Raw genomic sequence first — 24173 nt, forward strand, 5'->3', positions numbered from 1 at the left:
TAAGAACTGAACGAATAGGAGAAACAAATCTATGCAAAGAGTACAAATTACTGGTAATTCCCAACGGAAAGTTAAAGACGGCTATCCGTTATTAGTCCAAGATGACTTAAAAGAACCCAACATGAAGCTAACGGATGGCTCATTTGTGGCGTTAATGGCGAGTTCCCAATTTATGGGATACGCTTTAATTGCCAAGCACCGCCGGCAACTAGGCTGGGTGTTAAGCTTAGACGAAACCCAAACACCAACAACTGATTATTTCCGTAAATTATTCAAGCAAGCCTTAATTCGGCGTGAAACGACCATGAATCCTAGCATGCCACAACGAGTTTTCAACGCGGCTGGTGATGGCTTAGGTGGGGTCACGATTGATCGTTATGACGATTATTATGTCTTTACTTGGTATGCTGAAGGCGTCTATCAACAACGAGAAATGATCTACGCGGCGTTTGAAACGGCCACTGATCATCAATTTAAAGGCATCTATGCCAAGTTACGTTTCAATGTTGAAGAAGCGAACCTAAAGAGTCAACTTGTGACTGGGACTGAAGCGCCAGAACCACTATTGGTGACTGAAGGCGATGTGACATATCCGGTTCACTTGCAAGATGACTTGACGACTGGACTACTACTCGATATGCGACCAATCCGTCAATGGTTGGCGAGTGCCGAATTACAAGGAAAGACCGTTTTGAACTTGTTCAGTCAAGAAAACGGGATTACCGCCGCTGCGGCCGTTGCTGGTGCTGCGAAGACGATTTCAATCGAAACCAATAAAAAGGGTGCTGCTGCTACTGCTGATCAATTAGCGATGAACAACATTGATCCGGATAAGCACGAAATTCGGGCAATTGAGGTCACCAACTATTTGGACTATACGGCTAAGCATCATTTGAGCTATGACGTGGTTGTCGTGACGGCACCAACGTTTGCCCGGGTCAAGAAGCAAAAGTTCCAAGTGGCGACTGACTTAACCGACTTATTGGCCCAAGCTTTGCCAACTGTTCGGCGGGAAGGTCAATTAGTCGTTGCAACGACAGCGAACAACTTCTCATTGAAGAAGTTCCATGAAGCCGTTGATGATGCCTTCATCGGTAGTGATCGGACGTATACGGTGACAGAAACCTTCCGTTTGCCAACGGATTTTGTCACCCGTAAGGCTTATGTTGCTAGCAACTATCTGAAAGTTTTAGTCTTGGACTTAGACAAATAAAGCTAGTTTTTAGCCATAAAAGTTTAAATTAAAAAAATTTTTACGCTTCATTCAGGGACCGTTTTCATAAATTGGAAACGGTCCCTATCACTAAGAAAACGGATTCATGAAAATACAAGTATCTTAATATCACGCTGGTAACCGCAGTTTAGTGCTGGTAAAACGTTTACTTTCCTGTTAAAATTGTTTTTTGTCATTAGGCAGACAGAGAAAATAGAGAAATGAGGATTATTTTAATGGGAATTCTAATTGCACTGATTCCGGCAATTGCATGGGGCAGTATCGGCTTAATTAGTGGTAAGATGGGCGGGACCGCTCGCCAACAAACCCTGGGAATGACCATGGGTGCGCTATTATTTGGGATTGTCTTATGGTTGTTCGAACAACCAGCTTTAACCGCCGCCGTTTGGATGACCGGGATTATTTCCGGGTTATTCTGGAGTGTTGGTCAAGGGCAACAATTCACGTCGATGAAGGCCGTTGGAATTTCGCGGACAACACCGATTTCCACCGGGATGCAACTGGTCGCTAACGCGTTAGCCGGGGTGTTACTCTTTAATGAATGGCACGGCCGGATGTATTGGATTGGTTCCATTGCCGTCATCGTTTTGATTGGTGGGGCCGTCTTAACGTCATTGACTGATCGGACTGATCCGAATCGTCGGACCTCTGAAAACTGGGGTGTCGGGATTCGGGCGTTGATCTTATCAACGATTGGTTACGCTGGCTACACGATCGTGGTACATTATGGGAACGTCAATGCCCAAGCAGTGGTGATGCCCCAAGCGGTGGGGATGTTAATCGGGGCGCTGATCTGGTCATTTAAGGACAAGCCTTGGACCGAAAAAGCGACTTATCGTAACTTGGTCACTGGGGTTGTCTGGGGTGTCGGGAACTTATTCATGTTCATGGCGATGGCTCAGATTGGTCAAGCGATTGCCTACTCTTTATCACAGATGGGAATCGTCATCTCAACTTTCGGGAGCATCTACTTATTAGGTGAGCATAAGACCAAACGCGAGATGGTGTATGTCGTCATTGGCTCGATCTTAGTGATCGTCGGCGGGGTCGCCTTATCCTTGATGAAGGCTTAGTAAAAGGTTTACTAGTAAATTAGTTAAATTATATGAGAATGACTTAAAAGTAGTCATGACGCTGATAGCTAACGGTTATCAACGTCTTTTTTTATATAAATTTGCTTGTTTTTTACATAAATTACGAAAATTTACGAAAAAGGCGGGGGTAGCGCTTTTCATTCCGTTCGTTCGTATTGTATAATGTGAGTTGTTAAATATGTATAGAAAGAGGTAATAGTAAATGGCACACATTTCATTTGACAGCTCTAATTTAACTAAGTTCGTTCACGATAACGAACTTGGCGAAATGCAAGCTATGGTCACAGCTGCTGACAAGGAGCTGCGTGAAGGTACTGGCGCCGGAAATGATTTCCGCGGCTGGTTAAACTTACCAACAGATTACGACAAGGAAGAATTTGCCCGCATCAAAGCGGCTGCAAAGAAGATTCAATCAGACTCAGATGTCTTGGTGGTAATCGGGATCGGTGGTTCATACCTCGGCGCTCGGGCAGCCATTGAATTCTTACATGAAACATTCTGGTCATCACTTTCACGTGAAGACCGTAAATTCCCACAAGTTGTCTTTGCTGGGAACTCAATCTCATCTTCATACGTCAATGATTTAATTCATTTAATCGGCGACCGTGACTTCTCAGTTAACATTATTTCAAAATCTGGGACGACGACTGAACCATCAATCGCTTTCCGGGTCTTCAAAGAAAAGTTAATTGCTAAGTATGGTGAAGAAGCAGCTAAGGGTCGGATCTTCGCTACAACTGATCGCAAGCGCGGTGCGTTGAAGCAAGAAGCTGACGCTGAAGGCTACGAATCATTCGTTATTCCTGATGACGTTGGTGGTCGTTTCACTGTCTTAACCCCAGTTGGTTTATTACCAATTGCTGTTTCAGGTGGCGACATCGATTCATTAATGAAGGGTGCTGCGGATGCTCAAGGTCAATACTCAGATGATGACTTGACCAAGAACGAAGCTTACCAATATGCTGCTTTCCGGAACATTTTATACCGGAAAGGTTACACCACTGAAATTCTTGAAAACTACGAACCAAATATGGCGATGTTCTCAGAATGGTGGAAACAATTAATGGGCGAATCCGAAGGGAAAGACCAAAAGGGGATCTACCCATCATCAGCTAACTTCACGACTGACTTACATTCATTGGGTCAATACATCCAAGAAGGTCGTCGTAACTTGATGGAAACTGTTGTTAAAGTTGACAACGCCACTAGTGACGTTGACATTCCTAAAGAAACCGAAAACCTTGATGGCTTGAAGTATCTTGAAGGTAAGACAATGGCTCAAGTTAACACCAAAGCCTTTGAAGGGGTTATTATGGCCCACGTTGATGGCGGTGTGCCTAACATGGTCATTAACATCCCTGGTCAAGATGCCTATACTTTAGGCTACATGATCTACTTCTTCGAAGCTGCAGTTGCTATTTCTGGTTATTTGAACGGGATCAACCCATTCAACCAACCAGGTGTTGAAGCTTACAAGAACAATATGTTTGCTTTACTTGGCAAGCCTGGCTATGAAGATTTAACTAAGGAATTAACTTCCCGTCTTAAATAATAAATTAGCAAATTAATTAAAACGTTCCTAGAATTGGGCATTAAGCCGATTTTAGGAGCGTTTTTTTGTTTGAACGGTATAATAGAGCATGATATCATTGTGAATTGGTATCTTGCCACTTTGGTTGGACCATAATCGGCTGGAACGTGGTGGTCGCGTTTTTGAGCCAAAAGGCGGTCTCAAAAGCCAGGCCCCCATCGACTAAGTGAAACGACACCACTAAGCCAATTATGGTCCGCCCGACGTTAACTAACGGGTGACCATAAATAGCGATTGTTTATTTCAAAAGGGAGCATCGGGTTCTAGTGATGTAGAAGTTAATCAGCATGTGGATTGGTCATTAGCATTGTTGAAATATGAAAATTAAAAAATAGTTTTTAAGGGGTGTTGAGTCATTGAAAACATTGAATTTAGTTGAAAGCTTATTGATTGTGGCTGGCCTGATTGTGTTTGCGATTGGGAGTAAAGTGCCTAGTATCGATCAAGCTTGGCCGTGGTTGAAGTTTGTGGGGTTGATTTTGGTCTTTATTGTTGGACTAAGTGATGCTATTTATCGCTTGGTAACGCGGAAGTCGTTTTTAAAGTGACTTAACGGTGACCTGGACCAGTACCAGTGCAGGTCACTAAAAAAATTCCAAGCATGATGAGCTAAACAGCTGATTATGCTTGGAACTTCTTTTTTAGTTAAAGATTGAGTGCCAACGAATAGACGATAAAGCCCCCAACTAGCATCACAACAATGGCAATGACGATCCATAAAATGGTTAACGCGATTCGGCTGACCCGCTTTTGAATGTGCGAGTTGGCCGGTGAATGTTCGTGTTGTGCATTATAAAGGGAGGCATTCCCATTTTTGACCCAATCGGCACCATGCTGGCCGTAAAAGGGGTTGATGTGGCGATCACCATGGCGGTAAGCGCGGCCATCGTGATTGGCTAACGGTTTGTAAAGTCGCATCTTAGTCCTCTTTCTAGCGATTTTTAGCCCTTTTGAGCTTTGTAAGGAACCGCGTAGTTTTTAGGCGCGTCACTGGCTTTAGCATACTTCCAATGTCCAGACATTTTCTTTTCTAGCGGCGCATCCTTTTTGATACAAGTGAATCGGGATCCAACGGCATTTTCGATGATAAAGATACGGTTGAATTCATGCCGTGTTTGAACGATGTGGCAGTCTTCGTGATCAATCCCAAATACATCTTTGTAAACCAAATACAAGATCTCCTTTGTTTTGACGTTTGAAACGGTTTAATAATTCTGATTCGCTAAGTTAACTTAACGTTGTTAAACAATCTACACTACTATTATAAACCCGGAATGCCAAGCGTAAACCCTAATTTGTTCGGTAACTGTTGATTCAGATAACTGAAGAGCGTGGCAAAAGACTGGTTAGCCGGTCTTTTGCCACGCTCTTAGTGTTGAAAATAATTATTTCTTGGTCGTAAATAACGGTAAGGGTGCCAGAAAGTCAATATCGGTGCGTTTGGCCGCGTCGCCTTCTGCCAAGATAGCGATTTGACGGACAACGTTGGCACCAGCTTCCATGAGTAGCGTCTGGGCAGTCGCTAGGGAACCGCCACTACTAATGACATCGTCAACAATCACAACGCGTTTACCGTGAATTAAGGCCGCGTCAGTGCCGTCGAGGACCAATTCTTGGTCAGCACTGGTCGTAATTGATTGTACTGGCGTGATTAATGGCATGCGCATATAGTCTTTGACGCTTTTACGGAGGACGATGAAGCGCGGGTGATGGGTCAGCTGGCTGAGGGCCTGAGCTAACGGAATGCCTTTGCTTTCCATCGTCACGAGGTAGTCAAAGTCGATGTTAGCGAGGTGCTGATTGAGTTGGTCAGCGGCGTAGGCGGTCAATTCGGCGTCACCAAGCAAGACAAAGGAAGCAATTGTGGTGGTGGCATTTAAGCTGATTAATGGTAATTGTCGGGTCAATGGGCCTAACGTTAAGGTATAAGTGGTCGACATGATTAAACTCCTAACCCCAATAATGGGAGAACAAATTTTAGCAGCGTCCCAGTTAATAGGCCGGTAAACGGATCAACAATGGCTGTCACAACTAAGGTGATGCCAGCGATCGTACTGAGTGACCCATGCATCGCGGCGGTCGCATTTTCAGGAAATATGACGACTGCGCCAAGGATGAACAAAAAGCCAGCGATTGAGGTACTCGGGACATATTGACCGACTTTAGGCAACCAGCCGAGTAAGAGGATAATTGCCATGATGACCATCATCAAAATACCGGCGATGACGGGTTCCGGCGCGCTAGCCGTGGCTGAGATAATCGTTTCGACTGGAGCGCCACCTAATAGACTGGTCCCAAAGTCGGCGAGGGCTTGGGTACTGGTCAAAAGATTTAAGTTAACCGGATTGGGCTTAAGGCCAGTCATTTGACCGGTGATCAAGCCGTAAGAAATGTTAGCGCCGATGTTCAGACAGGCCAAGCTGAGCGCGCCACGTAAAATTTTAAGATTGAATTGTGGTTTGACGAGTTGAAGCTTTCGCGCCGTCACGTGAGCAGGTAATTGTTCATGGTAATGTTCAACCAAGACCGCGTATAAACTAGTGCCAATCACGGAAATCGCAATGGTCCAAACGAGGTCCTTGGTTAAAACGTAGGTGATGACGGCCAAAGTAATCGAGAGCCAACCGCAGTGGCGGTTTTGCTTGGTCATCTGTAACGCCAGCTTGGCGAGCATAATACCAACGCCCGCCATCATGCCCCCCATAATCTGTGAGCCTAATAAGCTAACAATCTTGCTCAACGTGCCGGTCAGACCGATGACTAGCATGATGCTGGCACCAAATAAAATAATCGATGACCGTTCGCGGAGATTGTGACCTAGATGTCCGGTCAAGGCTAATGATTCAGCTTGAAATGAAATTGGTGCGACGGAACCGGTCATGCCGTTCACAATTGCGGCTAAGCCAAATGAAAAGCTAGTTGGAAAAACGGCGAACCCTAACGCCATGGCCATAATACCTTGAGGGATGCCGTTCAAGACGACTCCCACTGCTGCGAGTAAATCTGCTATCCAATGCACTATCTTCACCCCATCATTCGTGATAATGCTAATATACAACTAATAGAATGATTTTAAAAGAAAAAATAGCGATAAAATACGAACTTATTAGTTTACGAACGAAAAAATGTTAAGAAATAAGACGTGAACATTTAGTGAAGTGGCTTTAAACAACTTAAATTATCAGATTTAGCAAGATTCATTATTAAAACGGTTGAAATGAGGTCATTGGGGTGATTGAAACAACAAAAAAAGCTTTAACAAACACCGTCATAACGGTCTTTATCAAAGCTTTTTAAGTTCCCAAAATTTATCAGTATCGCCCGCACGGGGATCGAACCCGTAACTCCGCCTTGAGAGGGCGACGTCTTAACCAATTTGACCAGCGGGCAAATTCAAATACCATCTTACCGAAAGATAGGACGCTTGTCAATCGTTCATTTAGAATGCAGACGCATAATAGTGACGACACATAGGGCGATAAATAGAAATAGGCAATAGATAACACTACACCAAAAGACAAAGGTCAGCAGTTGCGGCAACAAAAAAGTCCGCATAACGGCAAGGCCAACTGCGGTAACGGCCCAGACGATTAATTGTTGTCGCAAGTGGTTGAACCACCGCGTTAATTCATTTTGAGTCATGATTCGTCACTTCCTCATAACTGTAGTTTGACGGTCTTAGCGACAAAATTCAAGTAATTTTCTGGTAATCCTTGACATGATTTCATCTTAAAGTTAAGATTGAATAGTTGTTTATTGGGTATTCGCCAAATTGGTAAGGCAGCGGACTCTGAATCCGTAATTTACTGGTTCGAGCCCAGTATACCCAATTTTATAGTTTTCTAAGTCGTCAATGAGGTGCCTAATACCTCGTATGACGGCTTTTTTATTTCTTTAAAATTCAACAGCGTGTACCGTGGTGCAAACTTTTTGCACCATTTTTGCACCACGGGAACGTTAAAAGCTGGAATGTTACAAAAACAGTTAGATACTCATGAATTGGTCTAATTTCTCTGCAACATCGGCTTTCTGCTGCTTAGTAACGTGCAAGTAGACTTGTTGGGTAATATTAAGATTAGCGTGCCCCAGCATTTTAGACACAGCCACCAATTCAGCACCACCAGCAAACGCCAGCGAGCAAAATGTATGCCGGAAAGCATGTATCTTAATACGTCGCAGGCCGTACGCCTTGCAGATACTCCGATTCCAATGGTCAGGAACACTTGGCTGTAATAATTGATTGTACTCGTTCGAAAAAACGAGTTGCTTAGCACCGTGAACGTTATAGCCTTGCTCAAGATAAAAAGTAGCTTGGCTCACTTTCCACTTTCGTAACCAGTGCATCGTTTTCTTATCAACCACAATCGTTCTACGGCTAGTCTTAGTTTTAGGCGTTTGGATGAGTAAGCGACCGTCCTTACCTTTGGATTCAGTCCGGCTAATGCTGATCTCATTAGTATCAAAGTTTAGATCAGACCAACGGAGTGCTAGTGCTTCGCCTTTCCGCATGCCAGTGTATGACAGTAGTCGAAAGAAAGTAAATGGCTCCATATCATCATACAAGTAGGCACTATTAAGGAACTTAGTTAATTCGGCCTTTTCGTAGAAGTCGAACGCCGGTGCATCGTCTATATCTTTCCGCTTAGGTATGCTAGTTTTAGCCATCGGATTGCGTGAGATTAGTTCCATACGGATACCATAATCAAAAACCGTACTGGCGGAGCTTCTAAAACGGCGATAATGCTTAAAACCAGCCTTAAACCAGTCGTGAACGACTTTCTGACACTGTGGTACTGTTAGTCTCTTAATCTTTTTGGAACCCAATACGGGGATAATATGGAGCCTAAAAATATCCTCTGTCTTTGCCCACGTTGATTCTTTCACACCTTGCTTATAATCCTCGAACCAACGATTATATAGTTCTTCAAAAGTAACATCATTAGTTGCTACGAATCCTTGTTTATCAAGGCTAACTTGTAAATTGGAAGTCCATAATTGGGCTTCCTTTTTCGTTTTAAAGCCTCGTTTGTGCATCCGTTTATAGTTACCGTCATCATCCTTACCAGCCATTGAGAAAGCCTCCCAACGAGCCAGACCGGACTTAGTTTTATACTGATTAATTGTTGCCATGATTGATTGTTCCTTTCATACCGGCCGGCGAGCATGATATGTAGGAAAATTACAATCTATTTGATAAAAGCCAGTTTCTTTGTATCTAATTTTTTTGAATAATCCCCCCAAGGAAGTCGTACAAGCACAGATACTTCATTTGGTTTTAAGCTCAATAGATAATCATTTACAGACTTACGTTTTTGTTGATTATTAAAATCTGCATCCCTTGTGATATAGGTATACTTCTGTAATGCATCAGAAATTTTAGTCAATATTGTATTGGTTACTTCGTTTTTAAATACTACAGGTAGCTCGTTAAAGATACCTATGAGTTCGTTATCCTTAGAATTTTCTTCTTCTATATCAACGTATAAGTCAAAAGTATCTAGCGGCGCCGATTCATCGAACCAGCGGCTGTCAACAATAAATACAAGTTGTAGTTGATACATTTGTTCCGTTCTTCCTTTCGATACATCAAATAGGATCATCTTTTCATCATCATACGATTCTGCAAAACCTAGTCGGAATTTATAAGGACTGAAAGAAAAGAAATCGGATGGGGTAACTTCGAGATAACGACATAAAGTATCAATGGTTTCTGTTGAAATATTGGCATTAATATTATTAGTGATATTTGAAATAGTATTGCGTGAAATTTTTGTCTCGTCAACGACCTGCTTAATAGTAAGTTGCCTTTCAGCTAGTAAGACGCTAAGTCTATTTGCTAACATATAAAATCCTCCTTGATAAATCTGCAGTAATTATATCATTTATCAATTACATTGTGTGTTTAAACATTGAAATAGTTGTACATCCGTGTTAATCTATATTTGCTCTTGATAATATGAAAGTGCAAATACACATTGTGAGGTGCAAATATGAATAATTTATCAATCATTTTAGGAGAGCGACTTTTAACAATTGGCTATGTATCGGAAGAAACGGGCTTGAGTCGTGGCACAATTTCTACTATTTATCACCGCAAGGCTGATTCAGTCCGACTGGATACGTTAAAGAAAATTTGTGATTGTTTACAGATTTCGCTAAGTGAACTTATTGAATACACGCCACAAGCGCCAGACAAGTAAAGAGGCACGCCGATGGACTTAGTAGTGTTAACGTCACAGCGATTAGATGCCGAGCCGTTTACCAGTAGCGACATCATCGCTGAAAATATTGGAATTAAACGCAATTCAATTAAACAAACTATTCAAAATCACATTGCCAGATTAGAACACTTTGGAAAGGTTCCGTTGATAGTGGAACCTTTACCGAGCGGTCAGAGTACTACTTACTATCGTTTGAACGAACAACAGGCGATGATGCTGTTTTTCTATTTGAACAACACACCACAGGTTGAGGACTTTCAAGAGCGACTTGTTAAGCAATTCGCCTCAATGAAACAAGCTCTAATTGAACGGCGGGCTAAGTTTGAGCTAGGCAAGGAATTCTCAAAAGGATTGCAGAGCGCCATTGCAGACAGCCCCGCCCTTGATGAGCATCATCATCTTTATGCCAACATCAACAAGCTTGTCTATAAGAATGCGTTAGGCGTCAACGTGAACGAATTGCGGCGGGCTCGGAGTATTCCTAAGACGGATGCGATTACCAGCTATCTAAGTGCTGACGAGGCGGACGCCGTGAGGAAAGTTAAGAGCCAGATCACTAATCTGCTTGAAATGAAGATGGACTACCAGCAGATTAAGCAAGCTCTCGCAATTCAAGGTGTGATTTATCGCATCCGATTGACCCTACCCGCTAATGCCGTCACTCCTACCAATTAAGGAGGTGAAATATCATGAGTGAACAGCTACAAGTAATCTTACCGGACAAACAGGCCAAGTCATTGCAGAGTTTCGTTTACAATCTGGTCTCTGATTCAGTCGAGACTGCCAAGCGTGATGCTGGTGTTAGTCAGAAATGGCTTAGAAAAGGACAAGCAGCCAAGTATTGCGGCGTGAGCTCTAACACGTTTAGTTCTTGGATCAAGGAAGACGGACTACCCGCCCACGTCATTCACGGCACGACTTTATTTAACAAGCGCGATCTTGACGCATTTATCTTACACAATGGATCAATAACAAACTAAAATCCGGCTGGCGAGCGGTGTTTGATGATTGCAACTAATTGGCTTACTGATAATGGAGGCGCACTGATGAGTGTAATTGGTTTTGATGGCGATAAGTTGAACAAGATGTGTGAGGTTCAATCCAAGTTATCCGAGCAGACGGCTAAAGTAGCTGGCTCAATAGCTGGAATTGAGGTACAACGTGATTTTGTTGAGGAACGGCGGCGCAAGTTGTCACAACTAGTATCGGATGATGATTTGCTAGCGACCGAGTTTGATTCTTTCCTATCGTTATTCGATAAGGAACTAAACGAACAGATACAGCAGCTAACAAAGGCATCCGCTGCCATGAAGAGCGCTAAGACGTTCCTTAATGATTTACTACGGTGATATAGGAGTATTGGCCATGATTGAGGGTACAAAAAAATCCGTGCTTTACTTTGGCGAGTAGCACGGACTTGGATCGGTTTATCTGAACGGATGAACCTTTTAAGTTGCCCTCATTATATCAAGAAATGAGGAAAAAAGACAATGGATTTATTAGATGATGCACAAGGAGAACTAGCCCAAGTTGATTATATGTTATATGCAGCCGTTGAAATGGTTAACGAGTTACAGAACGTTGCCAACGAGTACCACCACGACAACACAACGGCCTTAGAGGTAACTAGCGAGCTTACCCGCATGATTGACTCAATCGCAGGGCTAGGCTGGATGTTACAGGACAAGACGGCCGCAATCGAGAAGATGCTAGAAAGCATTGAGCAACAACAGATTGATGAGAAATTACCGAAGTTCCACGGTGGTAAACTACGGGAGGCATAAGCATGGATACTAAAGAACGCGCGTTAAAACTGGCTGGCGCTGGTATTTCAATCTTCCCGCTTGCTTCCAATAGTAAGGCACCATTTAAAGGCAGTCGGGGTTATCTGGATGCCACTACTGATTTACAGACTATTGGCGGCTGGTTTGAACACGTCCCGAGACTAAACCTAGGGATGCGATTAGATACGGCCGGCTTATTAGTAGTTGATGTAGATAGGCATGGGCAAACTGACGGCGTGGCTACGCTTAGAAGGCTCAATCAAGAAGGCAAGCGATTGCCGGGAGATACCTATATTGAACGGACGCCCAATGACGGACTGCATTACTTTTTTAAGTTGACGGATCCGTTAAGCGTCCGCCGCCGAACTAATCTATATCCGGCCGTTGATGTATTGCATGATTTTGTAATGATTGCACCGAGCCAGATAGACGACCATTACTATCAAGCTGTTGATCCGAGCAACTCGATTAGACCGGCGCCACAGTGGTTAATTCGTGACCTGTTGCCCAGTCAAAGGATGAACGAGGCACCAGAACGTGCCTCTAACATCCACAAGACTTGGACGGGACGGGTACTAGATGAACTAGTAGCTGGTACGAGTGAGGGCAATCGCAATAGTTTTCTAACGTCGCTGTTGGGCAAAATCTTTAATACAGGGTGTCAGAGTGTTACGGCCTATGAGTTATTGCAATATGCCAACAGCCAACTAAAGCCACCGTTGCCAGATAAAGAGGTTAACACAATTTTTAGATCAATTATTAAGCGTGTTTAGGAGGTGAGAGTGTGGCGCAGGATAGTGATATTAAAGCAGCGATGCAGCAGCGTGATAAACGTATTAATAATGTAACGCCGATTAAGGGCGCTGAATGGCAAGAAAGTTTGAGGAAAACCGATAGCGGAGGCATTAAACGAGGGTCATTGTTTAACATCCGATTGTATATTGAAAACGACCCTAATTTAAAAGGTGTACTAGCCTATGATGAGTTTTCAGAGAAGGTTGTGAAGCTAAAATCTAATAAGGTTACCGGGTTGCTGAAAGGCGACTGGCAAGACACGGACGACTCTCTGTTAAGAGCCTACTTTGATGAACGATACAATTTACTTTTTTCAAAAGATAACGTGTTTGATGCAATGATACGTGTTGCTAGGCTAAATCCGGTTGATCCAGTTAAAAATCGCATCGAATCTGCAAAGTGGGATGGACATCCCCGAGCAGAAAGCTTTTTTATTGATTACCTAGGAGCAGAGGATAATCACTATACACGAATGGTTACACGTAAATGGTTAGCTGGTGCAGTAACCAGAGTTTACCGACCGGGGATTAAGTTTGAAATTATTCCCATGTTAGATGGTGGTCAAGGGCTAGGTAAAAGTACCACAGTTAAAAATTTGTATCCTGATTATTTCAATGACAGTCTAAAGACGATGGGAAAACAGAAAGACGACTATCAAAAGTTAACGGGGAGCTGGATCATAGAATTGGCCGAGTTATCAGCCATGCAAAAGACTGATATTGAGACGATGAAAAACTTTACTAGTGCAACATCCGATTACTACCGGAATAGCTACGGGCGTTATGCTACCCAGCATCCCCGAAAGAGTGTTTTTATTGGTTCGACTAATCAACATGACTTTTTAAAAGATATAACCGGGGAGCGGCGATTTTATCCGATTCGGTGCGGTATTAATCCGGCAACAAAGAACCCTCTAAAGTCTGATAAAAACGATATTTTGCAGACTTTGGCAGAAGTTAAAGTGTGGGTTGATGCTGGTGAAAAGCTTTATTTTGATCAGCAGACTATTAGGGAAGCTAAGCCATATCAGCAAGAAGCTCAAGTAATTGATCCGATGAAAGATGCAATTGCTGATTACCTTGAAATGTTAGTGCCGACTAACTGGGAAAAACTAACAACAAGCGTTAAGCATTCGTATTTTACTACCATTAATAATGGTGGAGTAATAGAGCCTAATGCTGACAATTGGTTAAATGCAAAGTTAGACCACGATCGGGAACTAATCAAGCAAACAACGACCCTTGAAATATTGGCAGTCGTTTTTGACCGGCAAGCAGAAAAGTATCTAGCCGGGCGAACTAATGGCGACGCTAAGAAAATTAAGCTAATCATGGATAATATGCAGGGATGGCAGTATAAGACCAATATTGTGATTAATGGTAAACGTGGTCGAGGCTATCAGCGTATTAACAATTAATACTAACTCTTTATTAAACTACCTGTGTATAGTGTGTAACCTGTGTAAAGGTTGATATATAAGGATTTGTAAAAAGAGGGACGTGTGTATAACCCGTGTAAACCTGTGTGAAAATCGATTACACACGTTAGAACGCTATAAACACGGGTATATGTGTGGCGAAACGCTGTTATATCAACGTTTTACACACCTACACAGGTACACGGGTATAACGTGCAACAAAGAGTAAAAAAACTAGGAGGGCAATAATATGCCGTTATCAATGATTGAATATCAAATTATGACGATGATACCGAGAGGAGCTGCTAACCCGATAACTGTGGGTGATCTAAAACGATTGACCCAGATAGATAAGCGAGCCATTAGAGAGATTATCAGCGACTTAATCCGATTGCATGGCGTTCCCATTGTGGCAATGCGCTACGGCAAGCGAGGGATGTTTATTGCTACGAATGACGATGAACGCAGTATTGGGATTGCCAGTTATAAGAGTCAAATTGCATCGATGCAGGGACGTGCGAGCGCTATAGAGTCAGCAGACCTAAATGGCTGGGAGCTGGCGTTAAGACCTGAAATCAAGCGTCTAACTGGAAAACTAAAACAAGAGGTGGGCAATCATGACACTGCAAGCTAGCTTAAAGAGATATAGGCGCTTAGTTGCTAAGACGATGCGAGCAAACGAGAGAATAAGCCACCGTACTGATAAGATTGAGAGTCTTTTAGACCGACTGGATGAGTATTTACTGAATAATGATGCCGCCCGTGATCAATATTACAGTGAACGAAGTATTTCACTATTCGTTATTGTTCAATTGCAATCACTCCGTATCGATGGAACGATTACCAGAGTTAGAGTCATGACTAAATGGAGCCGACTACGAATGCACGCCGCTAACCGTCAAGCCAGACGCATTGTATTAATGCTAGATAAGATACAACGCAAGTACCCTGATGAGTTTAGCGAGGCTGATAAGCAGTACACGGCCAGCCTACTGTAACTAATAGGCCTGAAATCCTAGGCTAATCAGATTGACCATGAACACTATTTCCTCCCGCCAATTAAGCCACTCATGCCGTCATGGTATCGAGTGGTTTTTATAATTCTGCCAAAAGTGGCAGAAACATGCACTAGGTGAACAATATTCACGTACTTAATCGATTAATGTAAACAGGTTGTTTTGATTAACCTGTTTTAGCCTGATTGATTCCATTACATGCAACTTATCATTTAAAAGGATGTGTTTTAAGCATAATCAGTGGGCTAGCAATCTTTACCCATTATCGGGGAAAACTACACGAATGAGTGATAGCTAACTGGAGCATAGCCATAGTTACGCCCTAAGTTAAACTTAGGGGGCATCCGAGGGGTAACGATTCGTTCCTCCCTATTATGAAATCCGCTATCGTTCAAAACGATGCAGTATAGGTCAGCGCCGTGTTTCCGCACTTATGCGGAAGTCGTTAGAAAGCGAGTCAATCAGATTGACCGACCTAGTCGTTTATGAAAAAAACTAGGGGGTGTCAATTTAACACCTCCCTAGTTCACGAGGTTAGTATGCCTAACTTCGTTCTTAGTTAACGGGGGACGTGATTCGCGACTCCCTATTTGTTAGACCTATTTTAGTCTGACTCGTTAATTTACCGAGTCAGTTCATCCGTTATGAAGTAGTCTAAAAATATTAACTCGTAATCGGAGCGATAAATGAGATTTTATGGGTGCAACCTTACTGCAACCTTTTTGGAAAAAGGTTGCACCTATAATTGCTGATGCAGACGTATTAGAAACGTTGAAATGTTAGCGATTGTTAGCCTTATTTTGACGCGTGACACCCTTAGAAAACCTAAGATAAATGTTAGGGTTTGCGAGGGTGCACGGCGATACAATAAGCTTTTAGGACGCAATCCGTACGCATTCTCATTCGATTTTGTGTGCACCCTTTTTGAGTTTTGTGTGCGCACAAAAGCGGCCGGCACTATCACGTTTCAATCGTTGGCATGCTAAGAAATACTAAGATAAAATGATGGCTAATGATGGCGTAAAATGCTCGGAAATGCTCGGATAAAATACTAGGTTTTACTAGGGTGTTGGCTCGTTTCAGACTGGCAATCGTAAGCTAATTTGATGCAACGTGTTGCCACTTTTGGCAACGGTTGCCACAGTCAAGAATGCACCCATAGAATGCTTGCAAATGCTTGCATAAAATGCTGGCGTTTGCTAGCCCTTTTAATCACTCCATCATTGATTTATGGGCGATTATGGGTGCAATTCTACTGCATCCTTTTTTATTTTTGTGTGCAAAAAAGTTGCACCTATAAATGCCGGTTTTATAGTATTCCTTAATTTTTAGATGCTGGTAAATGCTGGTATTTGTTGGAGTAAATGTTAAGTTTTGTTAAGGTCATTTCAAGGCCTTGTGCCTATGCCACACTAATTGGTTTCGAACAGAAAAGTACGAAGCAGGAGCGACCTACTAGCTATACACATTAATAGACGTTTTTATGAGATTTGCTCAACAATGAGCTGAACCACTTATGTAACTTAGACTTCCACGCCCTAAGTTAAACTTAGGGGAGTAACCGATCCGTACACTGATTTGATGTATTATCATATCTGGTAATGAGACATTATAGACCCCCTAAAGTGATTGATTACTGATGATTTAATGTTAGTCAAATCGATTGAACTTTTAACTGAACCGCTATTTACTACCTAGTTACTAACGACCTACTGCTAATTGACTAATTGTGAGTCGATAAGTTCGACTCGCAATATCCGTTCTGGCTAAAAGACACAGCGAACAAGAAACAGCCTACCTTGTGTACGGTGACATAGGTGACACCCTAAAGTGATTGACGCCAACAATCCAATACCAGTTTAATCAGGCGGTTTTTAACTGGGTCGATATTTTCTACCTAGTTGTGGAGCTACTCTACAAGGCTTATTCAAGCTCAACAATAAGTCAAAATAAGCTAAATCATGTTGCATTGCTGGTGTCAGTGCTGGATAATAAACAAGTTGCCTACCTACACTGTGTGTAACGGTGGGGAGGTGATCACATTGTTGCAGTATTTTTTCGCCCCGCTTGCGGTTGGCATATTAATTGCCTTGTTTACGGACTGGTTAGACCGTAGACGCCACAAGTAAAACAGATTAGGCAACAATCTAACCCACCCGTTTATTACATAAGCGTAAAAAAAGCCCCTCAACTACTCCACATAGTTGGGGGACTTGGTGTTCACATTGAAACAATATTTCTTCGCACTGACATTATACCATCTTCGTACACGATTCGTGTATGTTTTACCGTACAAATTATGTAATACTATCCGAGCGAATAAAAAAGCCACCCGTAATGAATGACTTTGGACGCCCGCCGGCTGATTAATTAATTACAGACATTATGTGTTTTTGGCCGTTTTTAGAGTTGATTTGCACCATTATTTGCACCACGAGTATTTTTAAACACTGTAAAGTGCTTGTTAATACCGGTATAACAGCATTCTTGCTTAGGCTTGGTTTGAACCCAGTATACCCAATCAGTTAAAAAAACACTGAACGTGCATTGTTAGCGATGCGTGTTCAGTGTTTTTTTATTGACCGCGCTTGGGGCTAGTTAAAATTACCGCCTGCCGGTTGGGTACTAAAACGCTGGAACGCCATGGGTCATTTTGAAGCTAAAGTCTAGTCTTCAAAACTGACCTTGGCCTAAGTTCGAGCAGACCACTCGCACCAAAGCCAACGCTACGGCTGAGCATTTTAGAAACCAACCAGCACCAAGCATATTGACCAAATTAACTAGTGCAATCGCTATCAATTAGTTGGACTTAGTGGCATGATAGACTGTGAGTAGCAGTTTATCTAAAAAAACATGATTGAAGGGTTTTCTAATGAAAGATACCGAAAAAATTAGTCTTTTAAGTCACTTAGTTGCGATGAATACAGTCAACCATAATGAAATCGAACCGGCTGAGTATTTGAAGCAGTTGTTCGATGATGCTGGCATTAAAAATGAACTCTTGCCAGTTGGCGACGACCGGGCTAACCTGATTGCTGAAATTGGGAGTGGCTCACCAATTTTAGCGATTTCGGGGCACTTTGATGTTGTGGCGGCTGATGCCAAGGAATGGGCGACAGATCCGTTTACCTTAACGGAAAAAGATGGGCAACTGTTTGGTCGTGGCGCTAATGATATGAAGAGTGGGTTAGCCGCGTTGACGATTGCCATGTTGGAATTAAAAGAACAGCAAGTGCCAATTAACGGCACAATTCGGTTAATGGTGACTTTCGGTGAAGAAGTCGGTGAACTAGGTGCCAAGATGCTCTATGATGCTGGTTACATGCAAGGTGTCAACGCGTTGCTGATTGCTGAACCATCCGGCTACCGGATTTGCTATGGCCAAGCAGGAACGATTGACATTGACTTGGAATCGATTGGCAAGAACGCCCATAGTTCGATGCCAGCATTAGGTAGTAACGCCGTGGATCATTTGATTCGTATCCTCTATACGATCAAAGCCAAAGTCATGGCTCGGGCAGCGGGACAACACAATGCCGTGTTAAATACGGATACATTGTTCAATATTGATGTTTTCAATGGTGGCGAGCAAGTCAATACGATTCCTAATCATGCCTTGGCCAAGATTAACTTGCGGACGATTCCTGAAGTTAGCAACGCTGAAATTTTGCAGATTTTCCATGACGTGATTGATGCTGATGCCGCCAAGTATGGTAGTCAAATCAATATGCACGTTGAGATGGACTTGAATCCGGTCGTTGGTGATCCGAAGTCTAAAATGTTACGGTTGATTCAACGGGTGGCGAAACCTTACTTGTTGAATGCTAAATTCTCTGCTAGTGATCAGCAACAAAACCAGATTGTGACGAAGATGCTTGGTCGGGAATTGCCAGCGGGTACGATTCCGGCTTTAGGGGCTCCTGGTGGGACTGACGCACGGCGGTTATTGGTTGACCAACCATTAGGCTTTGACTACACGGTCTTTGGTCCGGGTAACTTTACCTCACATCAACCAAACGAATACGTTTCTAAGTCTATGTATCTAGACTTTATCAAGATGTACGAAGAACTCTTCCCAGCTTACTTTAACGAAGCCTAAAGTTTAAGAAAACATTGGCTTTATTAGGGATTAACTAACCCGATTAAGAAACCCTTATCCAGCTAGGCAAGGTGGTTGAAGCTTGCTATGATTAAATTTATCAACTTTAATCATTACTTGCAGGGGGAATACAAGCATGAAAAAATTGTTAATTGGGTTGTTAGTTCTGATTGGACTCGGGGCAGGGGCGTTGTTCGGGTCGAGTGTCTTAACTAAAAATAGTGGCTCGGAATTATCAATGGCACTAGATAACGTGAATCCGTTCGTTAAAACCACAACGGTATATGGGTTAACCAATGAGACCGTCAAACACGGTAAAGGGCAGATGGGCGAGGATATCTATACGTATCGGCTGCAAACTTACGATGCCCAAGGCCATGCCCGCACATTGACCTTCACTGCCGATAAACGGTTGAAGTTAAAACATTATTTAAAAATCGAAACTAAAGGGCAAAACGTTGAGACTTGGGAAGGCGTCACACAAGCAGTCGTCCCAACCAGCGTGGTCCAATTGTTAGTGAAAGCTTAGTCATAACCACCCGTAAAACGGGTGGTTTGCTCCAGGGCTATAAGCCCTATGTACTGGCCAGCGTCTCAAGGCGCTGGCTTTTGTGTGTCAAAGCCAGATTGCGTTTGTCACTTTTGCTACCGCTTTAAGCGGTGTCCGTACTACTTACCTTGACCCTTAAAAGGGTCTGAATATTCCCGGACACTTAATTTATCCACCACTTGATCATGTTTTTCTTGGTCATGGATATACTTCTTTATGGTTGCTTCATTTAGTCCGACCGTACTGACATAATACCCCTCTGACCAGAAATGCCGATTACCAAATTTATATTTCAAATTGGCATGTTGATCGAACATCATTAACGCACTCTTACCTTTCAAATAACCCATAAAACTTGAAACACTTACCTTGGGCGGAATGCTTAACAACAAATGTACATGATCCGGCATCATATGCCCTTCAATAATTTTAACGCCTTTATATTGGCACAGTTGTCGGATATCTTGTTGTAAGTCACGACGATATTGATTATAAATGATTTTTCTCCTATACTTTGGAGTGAATACGATATGGTATTTGCATAACCACTTTGTATGTGCAAGACTATTGAGTTTATTCGCCATTTAAGACGTCCCCTTTCGATTTAGCAATGTTGGCTTCGACACCTACATTCTAAAACTTATGGAGGCGTTTTGGTTTAACCAAATTGCCTTCCGCCCGCATAGCGGGTGGTTTTTTGTTTCGCACGCTTTGCGAGCTCAACTCGGCCTAAAGGCACAAATAAAACGGGCGTCACCGGAAATTATCTGGTGACGCCCGTTTCTGTTGTTAATGGTTGATAATGATATCGCTGGCCTTAACTTCTTTACCGAAGTAAGGCGCGAGTTGTTGCTGGTAGTCAGTCTTGAAGAAGCCGGCTTTAGTTAATTTAGTGATTTCTTGATTAGTCCAGTTCAATAGTGAGGTATTGCCTTTCTTAACGGCAGGGGAGATATATTGTTTAGGACCGATGCCTTTAATGCCCACCGTGTATTTCGGGTTATTTTTAACCCAAGCATACAGGTAAGAATTATCATCGGCTAAGGCAACACCACGTTTGTTTTTTAGGGCGTTAAATTGTTGGGTCTTAGAATCGAATTTTAGTAAGTTGACGCTGGTTTGCATCGCGGTGAAGTAGTTTTCAGCAGTGGTGCCTTTTGTCACGATTAAGTTCTGGTCTTTAAGCTGGCTGACTTTAGTAATCTTGGCATTTTGGGGTGAAACGACCCCAACGGAAACTTTCATGTAGGCTTTGGCAAAGTCCACAACTTGTTTGCGTTCACTAGTGACGGTGAAGTTGGCTAAGACAATATCCACCTTATTGGCATTCAGGGCATCCACGCGGTTGTTGGCATTGACTTGGACGAACTTAATCTTGACACCTAGATCTTTAGCGACCCGTCGTGCGAGGGTCACATCGTAGCCGACCCGCTGACCAGACTTGTTGACCCAGCCATAAGGTGGCAAGTCGCCGAAGACTGCGACTCGTAAGGTGCCACGTTTTTTGATCTTTGCGACACTGTTCTGGTTCGTCGTGTGACTAGAGCTGGCGTTACGACTACCACAGCCGGCTAACACGCTGACTAATAAGGCTAATACCCCAATTGTTGTGAATAAGCGTTTCAATCCTAATTCTCTCATATGCTAATTCCTCCTAGAATAAGTTAAAAATCCATACTAGCTAAAAAGTTCTGGGCCCGTTCAGTTTGCGGTTGTTCAAAGAATTGCTTACCAGGGGTCTGTTCACGAATTCGACCGTCTGCTAAGAAAAGAACTTGATCTGAAATCTGTTTGGCAAAGTCCATCTCATGGGTGACGACGAGCATCGTCATCGCGTGGCTGTCAGCCAATTGGCGAATGATATTAAGCACATCGCGGACCATTTCAGGATCAAGGGACGCAGTGACTTCGTCAAAGAGCATTAATTTTGGTTTCAAAGCTAGGGCGCGGACGATGGCAATCCGTTGCTTTTGACCGCCGGAAAGTTGCCGTGGGTAGGCATTAGCATAATCGGCCATGCCGACTTGTTCGAGTAGCTGTTGGACTTCTGGTAAAACGGCCGCGCGGGTCCGTTTTTGAACTTTTAGCGGTCCTAGCAAAATGTTTTCCAGGACATTGCGATTTGGGAAGAGGTCATAGCTTTGGAAGACCATCCCGATTTGTTGGCGAAGTTGTTGCCACTGCTTTGGTTTTTGAGTGACCGCTTGACCGTCAAAAGTGATGCTACCTTGTTGGTAAGCTTCTAAGCCATTTAAACAGCGCAACAGGGTGCTTTTACCAGAGCCGGATGGTCCGAGCAGTGTCAGGACTTCACCGGTGTTTAACTCAAAGTTCACATCGTGTAAAATGTGGGTCTTTTGGTAGTACTTTTCTAAATGGTTGACATGTAATAAGGGCGTGCTCATTAGTGATTAGCCTCCAATCGGCGTTTATTCAAGTGTTTGGCCCAGCGTGATAGTGGGTAGTTGATCATGAAATAAAAGATAAAGATTATCCCGTAAATCCAAAAGACGCCATTGGGAGCGGTCTTGTTGTTAGCTTCAATGATTTGCTGGCCGATGTTAATGACATCCATCACACTGATTAACATCAGTAGGGAGGTCGTCTTTACGACTCGCGTCATCAAGTTAACGGTGGCTGGCAGACAGAGCGGCCATGCTTGTGGGATTAAGACGTAGCGTTGCAACTGCCAATAAGTCAAGCCGATCGCTTGCCCAGCTTCCTTTTGGTGCTGTGGCACGGACTCCAAGGCCCCACGGACAATATCAGTCATCTCGGCGGCGACCCATAAGGCAAAGACGAGGGTCGCGACTGCATCGGCGGGCAAGTTGACGTTGAATTCTTTCGGTAAAATATAGTAGAACAAGAAGAGTAAGACAACCGTTGGCACGATACGGAAAAATTCCAAGTAGAGCCGCAAGATAAAGCGGAGCGGCCGATTGGGCAGTGTCCGCAAAATACCAAGTAGCACGCCAATGATTAAACCAATGATAATGGCGATTAACGCAATTTTTATGGTGACCCATAACCCGCCCAGCAGTCGGCTGAAGTTTGAGCCAGCGGTTAAAACATCAATTCCCGAATGTGCCATAACGAACCCGCCTTTCTAGATAAGTCAAAATTAACGATAGTGGAATCAAGATAATGGCATAAGCGACTACGAGTACGACTAGGTATTCATTCGTGTGGTAATACATCCCGATGAGGTCCAGCGCTGTGTTCGTCAGTTCTGGAATCGCAATCACCGTAAAAATCGAGGTTTCCTTAATCAAGAAAATAATATTAGCAGCTAAAGCCGGCACGCTTAAGGCTAATCCTTGTGGTAAGACGACATAACGTGCTAATTGCCAACGACTGAGGCCAATGGCTTGGCCAGCTTCCAGTTGTGACGAACTAATACCTTCAAACCCACCCGTGAAGCCCGCGGCCATGTAGCTACCGCCAAGGAAGATTAACCCGACGATGCCACATTGACTGGCCGTTAACCGCAACCCTAACTGTGGAAACGCATAGTAAAGGAAGAACAATTGAATCAATAACGGTGTATTACGGGCAATCTCGGTATAGATCGTCACTAGTGGATTTAAAAGCGGCAATTTGAAATATTGAATCAGGCTACAAATGCTGCCGACCACGATAGCGCCAAGAATACCGAGGGCGGCTAACTTTAAGGTAATGAAGAAGCCTTTTTGAAATAAAGGGAGGCTTTGTTGAATAATGGCCCAACTGCTCATGTCGATCTACTCCTTTCGAGAATTTGATTGGATTTTAATTTGAGATTAATGGCCGCCAAGCTCTCAGCAAAACCGGGTGTTGATTGAAGACTCATTGTGATTTATCAGTGGAGCAACTTGATAATAGAGAACGTACAGGCAAGCTTTACCCCCCACATTGGTCAGTAGCGTCGAAAATTGGCAACAAAAAACGTCCGTCCTGTAAGTTATTACAGGGACGAACGTATCGTGGTACCACCCAATTTCGTTAGTTAAGACTAACCTCAACAGCACAGACTAGCTATGCCAGGGACGGTAACGGGTCCGCACGGGTCAGCCGCTTGCACGCACTGACCAAGACTCCGAGCTCATCTTCGGTTAAGGTTCACTGCCACCCTTGCACTGTCGGTGGTCGCTATTACAGTTACTGATTAACGTACTCTTCTCATCAACATCATCAGATTAAAATTAAATTAAAAAGCAAATCGTTATCTAATAAACTAGCATTGACGTTTACAACTGTCAAGCAAGTTTGTGAGATTCGCATTTAGTAGTCGCGACGAAATTCGGTCACTATAATAGTAATAAGTAAGCCATTATTTTTTTGAATGAGGACGGTTTTTCATTATCAAGTTAGGGGTGTTTTCATTGGCTAGTTG

28 protein-coding genes and 2 tRNA genes are annotated in these 24173 nt (G+C 43.2%); 17 read left to right on the plus strand and 13 right to left on the minus strand.

Annotated features, from left to right (window positions below; translation table 11 throughout):
* The first annotated feature begins 31 nt into the window (after positions 1-31).
* From FFM77_RS09990 to FFM77_RS10005, 4 genes are all read left to right on the plus strand, one after another.
* Entirely contained in the window at positions 32-1213 is a 1182-nt protein-coding gene (locus FFM77_RS09990) for a class I SAM-dependent methyltransferase (protein WP_137635616.1), read from the plus strand.
* 236 nt (positions 1214-1449) lie between these two features.
* Entirely contained in the window at positions 1450-2307 is an 858-nt protein-coding gene (locus FFM77_RS09995; protein WP_137635617.1) for a GRP family sugar transporter, read from the plus strand.
* A 223-nt stretch (positions 2308-2530) separates the two neighbouring features.
* Entirely contained in the window at positions 2531-3880 is a 1350-nt protein-coding gene (locus FFM77_RS10000; protein ID WP_137635618.1) for a glucose-6-phosphate isomerase, read from the plus strand.
* 395 nt (positions 3881-4275) lie between these two features.
* Complete coding sequence (locus FFM77_RS10005) at positions 4276-4467, plus strand: hypothetical protein (protein ID WP_137635619.1); 192 nt, start codon at positions 4276-4278, stop codon at positions 4465-4467.
* Between the two features lie 97 nt (positions 4468-4564).
* On the opposite strand, the gene FFM77_RS10010 is transcribed toward FFM77_RS10005, so the two are convergent.
* From FFM77_RS10010 to FFM77_RS10035, 6 genes are all read right to left on the minus strand, one after another.
* Positions 4565-4837 carry a hypothetical protein gene (locus tag FFM77_RS10010; RefSeq protein WP_137635620.1) on the minus strand — a complete coding sequence of 91 codons (273 nt, stop codon included), beginning with the start codon at positions 4835-4837 and terminating at the stop codon, positions 4565-4567.
* Positions 4838-4860: 23 nt separating this feature from the next.
* The gene (locus tag FFM77_RS10015; protein WP_137635621.1) at positions 4861-5094 is read right to left on the minus strand and encodes a hypothetical protein; all 234 of its coding nucleotides are present in this window, start codon (positions 5092-5094) and stop codon (positions 4861-4863) included.
* Positions 5095-5304: 210 nt separating this feature from the next.
* The gene (locus FFM77_RS10020) at positions 5305-5859 is read right to left on the minus strand and encodes a phosphoribosyltransferase family protein (protein ID WP_137635622.1); all 555 of its coding nucleotides are present in this window, start codon (positions 5857-5859) and stop codon (positions 5305-5307) included.
* A gap of 2 nt (positions 5860-5861) precedes the next feature.
* A complete protein-coding gene (locus FFM77_RS10025; protein ID WP_137635623.1) occupies positions 5862-6938 on the minus strand; it encodes an NCS2 family permease in 1077 nt (358 codons plus the stop codon).
* A gap of 298 nt (positions 6939-7236) precedes the next feature.
* A tRNA-Glu gene (locus FFM77_RS10030) sits at positions 7237-7309 on the minus strand.
* Between the two features lie 45 nt (positions 7310-7354).
* Positions 7355-7561, minus strand: coding sequence for a hypothetical protein (locus FFM77_RS10035; protein WP_137635624.1), 207 nt, complete (start codon positions 7559-7561; stop codon positions 7355-7357).
* Positions 7562-7676: 115 nt separating this feature from the next.
* Between FFM77_RS10035 and FFM77_RS10040 the strand changes: the two genes are divergently transcribed.
* A tRNA-Gln gene (locus FFM77_RS10040) sits at positions 7677-7749 on the plus strand.
* Between the two features lie 154 nt (positions 7750-7903).
* Here FFM77_RS10040 and FFM77_RS10045 read toward each other — a convergent pair.
* Together FFM77_RS10045 and FFM77_RS10050 are read right to left on the minus strand one after the other, a co-directional pair.
* Positions 7904-9049 (minus strand): site-specific integrase, encoded by a 1146-nt coding sequence (locus FFM77_RS10045; RefSeq protein WP_171001603.1) that lies wholly within the window; start codon positions 9047-9049, stop codon positions 7904-7906.
* A gap of 56 nt (positions 9050-9105) precedes the next feature.
* Positions 9106-9762: a helix-turn-helix domain-containing protein gene (locus FFM77_RS10050; RefSeq protein ID WP_137635625.1), complete on the minus strand. Its 657-nt coding sequence runs from the start codon at positions 9760-9762 to the stop codon at positions 9106-9108.
* Positions 9763-9909: 147 nt separating this feature from the next.
* Between FFM77_RS10050 and FFM77_RS10055 the strand changes: the two genes are divergently transcribed.
* The 12 genes from FFM77_RS10055 to FFM77_RS10110 all read left to right on the plus strand — a co-directional run bounded on the left by FFM77_RS10055 (position 9910) and on the right by FFM77_RS10110 (position 19780).
* Positions 9910-10119 (plus strand): helix-turn-helix domain-containing protein, encoded by a 210-nt coding sequence (locus FFM77_RS10055; protein ID WP_137635626.1) that lies wholly within the window; start codon positions 9910-9912, stop codon positions 10117-10119.
* 12 nt (positions 10120-10131) lie between these two features.
* A complete protein-coding gene (locus tag FFM77_RS10060; protein ID WP_137635627.1) occupies positions 10132-10815 on the plus strand; it encodes a Rha family transcriptional regulator in 684 nt (227 codons plus the stop codon).
* Positions 10816-10829: 14 nt separating this feature from the next.
* Complete coding sequence (locus tag FFM77_RS10065) at positions 10830-11120, plus strand: helix-turn-helix domain-containing protein (protein ID WP_137635628.1); 291 nt, start codon at positions 10830-10832, stop codon at positions 11118-11120.
* Between the two features lie 66 nt (positions 11121-11186).
* A complete protein-coding gene (locus tag FFM77_RS10070) occupies positions 11187-11489 on the plus strand; it encodes a hypothetical protein (protein WP_137635629.1) in 303 nt (100 codons plus the stop codon).
* Between the two features lie 141 nt (positions 11490-11630).
* Positions 11631-11924, plus strand: a complete 294-nt coding sequence (locus tag FFM77_RS10075; RefSeq protein WP_137635630.1) for a hypothetical protein — start codon at positions 11631-11633, stop codon at positions 11922-11924.
* Between the two features lie 2 nt (positions 11925-11926).
* Entirely contained in the window at positions 11927-12697 is a 771-nt protein-coding gene (locus FFM77_RS10080) for a bifunctional DNA primase/polymerase (RefSeq protein ID WP_137635631.1), read from the plus strand.
* 41 nt (positions 12698-12738) lie between these two features.
* On the plus strand, positions 12739-14136 hold the full coding sequence (locus tag FFM77_RS10085) for a virulence-associated E family protein (RefSeq protein ID WP_137635650.1): 1398 nt from the start codon (positions 12739-12741) through the stop codon (positions 14134-14136).
* 250 nt (positions 14137-14386) lie between these two features.
* Positions 14387-14770: a DNA replication protein gene (locus FFM77_RS10090; RefSeq protein ID WP_137635632.1), complete on the plus strand. Its 384-nt coding sequence runs from the start codon at positions 14387-14389 to the stop codon at positions 14768-14770.
* Positions 14754-15134 (plus strand): hypothetical protein, encoded by a 381-nt coding sequence (locus FFM77_RS10095; RefSeq protein WP_137635633.1) that lies wholly within the window; start codon positions 14754-14756, stop codon positions 15132-15134. The genes FFM77_RS10090 and FFM77_RS10095 overlap by 17 nt, the downstream gene beginning before the upstream one ends.
* Before the next feature lie 1979 nt (positions 15135-17113).
* Positions 17114-17281, plus strand: a complete 168-nt coding sequence (locus tag FFM77_RS14320; protein ID WP_137635634.1) for a type I toxin-antitoxin system Fst family toxin — start codon at positions 17114-17116, stop codon at positions 17279-17281.
* Positions 17282-18024: 743 nt separating this feature from the next.
* A complete protein-coding gene (locus tag FFM77_RS10105; RefSeq protein ID WP_137635635.1) occupies positions 18025-19251 on the plus strand; it encodes an ArgE/DapE family deacylase in 1227 nt (408 codons plus the stop codon).
* 136 nt (positions 19252-19387) lie between these two features.
* Complete coding sequence (locus FFM77_RS10110; RefSeq protein ID WP_137635636.1) at positions 19388-19780, plus strand: YxeA family protein; 393 nt, start codon at positions 19388-19390, stop codon at positions 19778-19780.
* Positions 19781-19920: 140 nt separating this feature from the next.
* Here FFM77_RS10110 and tnpA read toward each other — a convergent pair whose 3' ends face one another.
* The 5 genes from tnpA to FFM77_RS10135 form a co-directional block, all read right to left on the minus strand.
* The gene (tnpA, locus tag FFM77_RS10115) at positions 19921-20385 is read right to left on the minus strand and encodes an IS200/IS605 family transposase (RefSeq protein ID WP_137635637.1); all 465 of its coding nucleotides are present in this window, start codon (positions 20383-20385) and stop codon (positions 19921-19923) included.
* Between the two features lie 205 nt (positions 20386-20590).
* On the minus strand, positions 20591-21442 hold the full coding sequence (locus FFM77_RS10120; protein ID WP_137635638.1) for a transporter substrate-binding domain-containing protein: 852 nt from the start codon (positions 21440-21442) through the stop codon (positions 20591-20593).
* Positions 21443-21465: 23 nt separating this feature from the next.
* Positions 21466-22206 (minus strand): amino acid ABC transporter ATP-binding protein, encoded by a 741-nt coding sequence (locus FFM77_RS10125; RefSeq protein ID WP_137635639.1) that lies wholly within the window; start codon positions 22204-22206, stop codon positions 21466-21468.
* On the minus strand, positions 22206-22892 hold the full coding sequence (locus tag FFM77_RS10130) for an amino acid ABC transporter permease (protein WP_137635640.1): 687 nt from the start codon (positions 22890-22892) through the stop codon (positions 22206-22208). Before FFM77_RS10130 ends, FFM77_RS10125 begins: the two co-directional genes overlap by 1 nt.
* Entirely contained in the window at positions 22873-23535 is a 663-nt protein-coding gene (locus tag FFM77_RS10135; RefSeq protein WP_137635641.1) for an amino acid ABC transporter permease, read from the minus strand. Before FFM77_RS10135 ends, FFM77_RS10130 begins: the two co-directional genes overlap by 20 nt.
* Positions 23536-24173 lie beyond the last annotated feature (638 nt).

Origin of the sequence: Lactiplantibacillus songbeiensis (genome assembly GCF_005405125.1) — a bacterium.
Classification (GTDB): domain Bacteria; phylum Bacillota; class Bacilli; order Lactobacillales; family Lactobacillaceae; genus Lactiplantibacillus; species Lactiplantibacillus songbeiensis.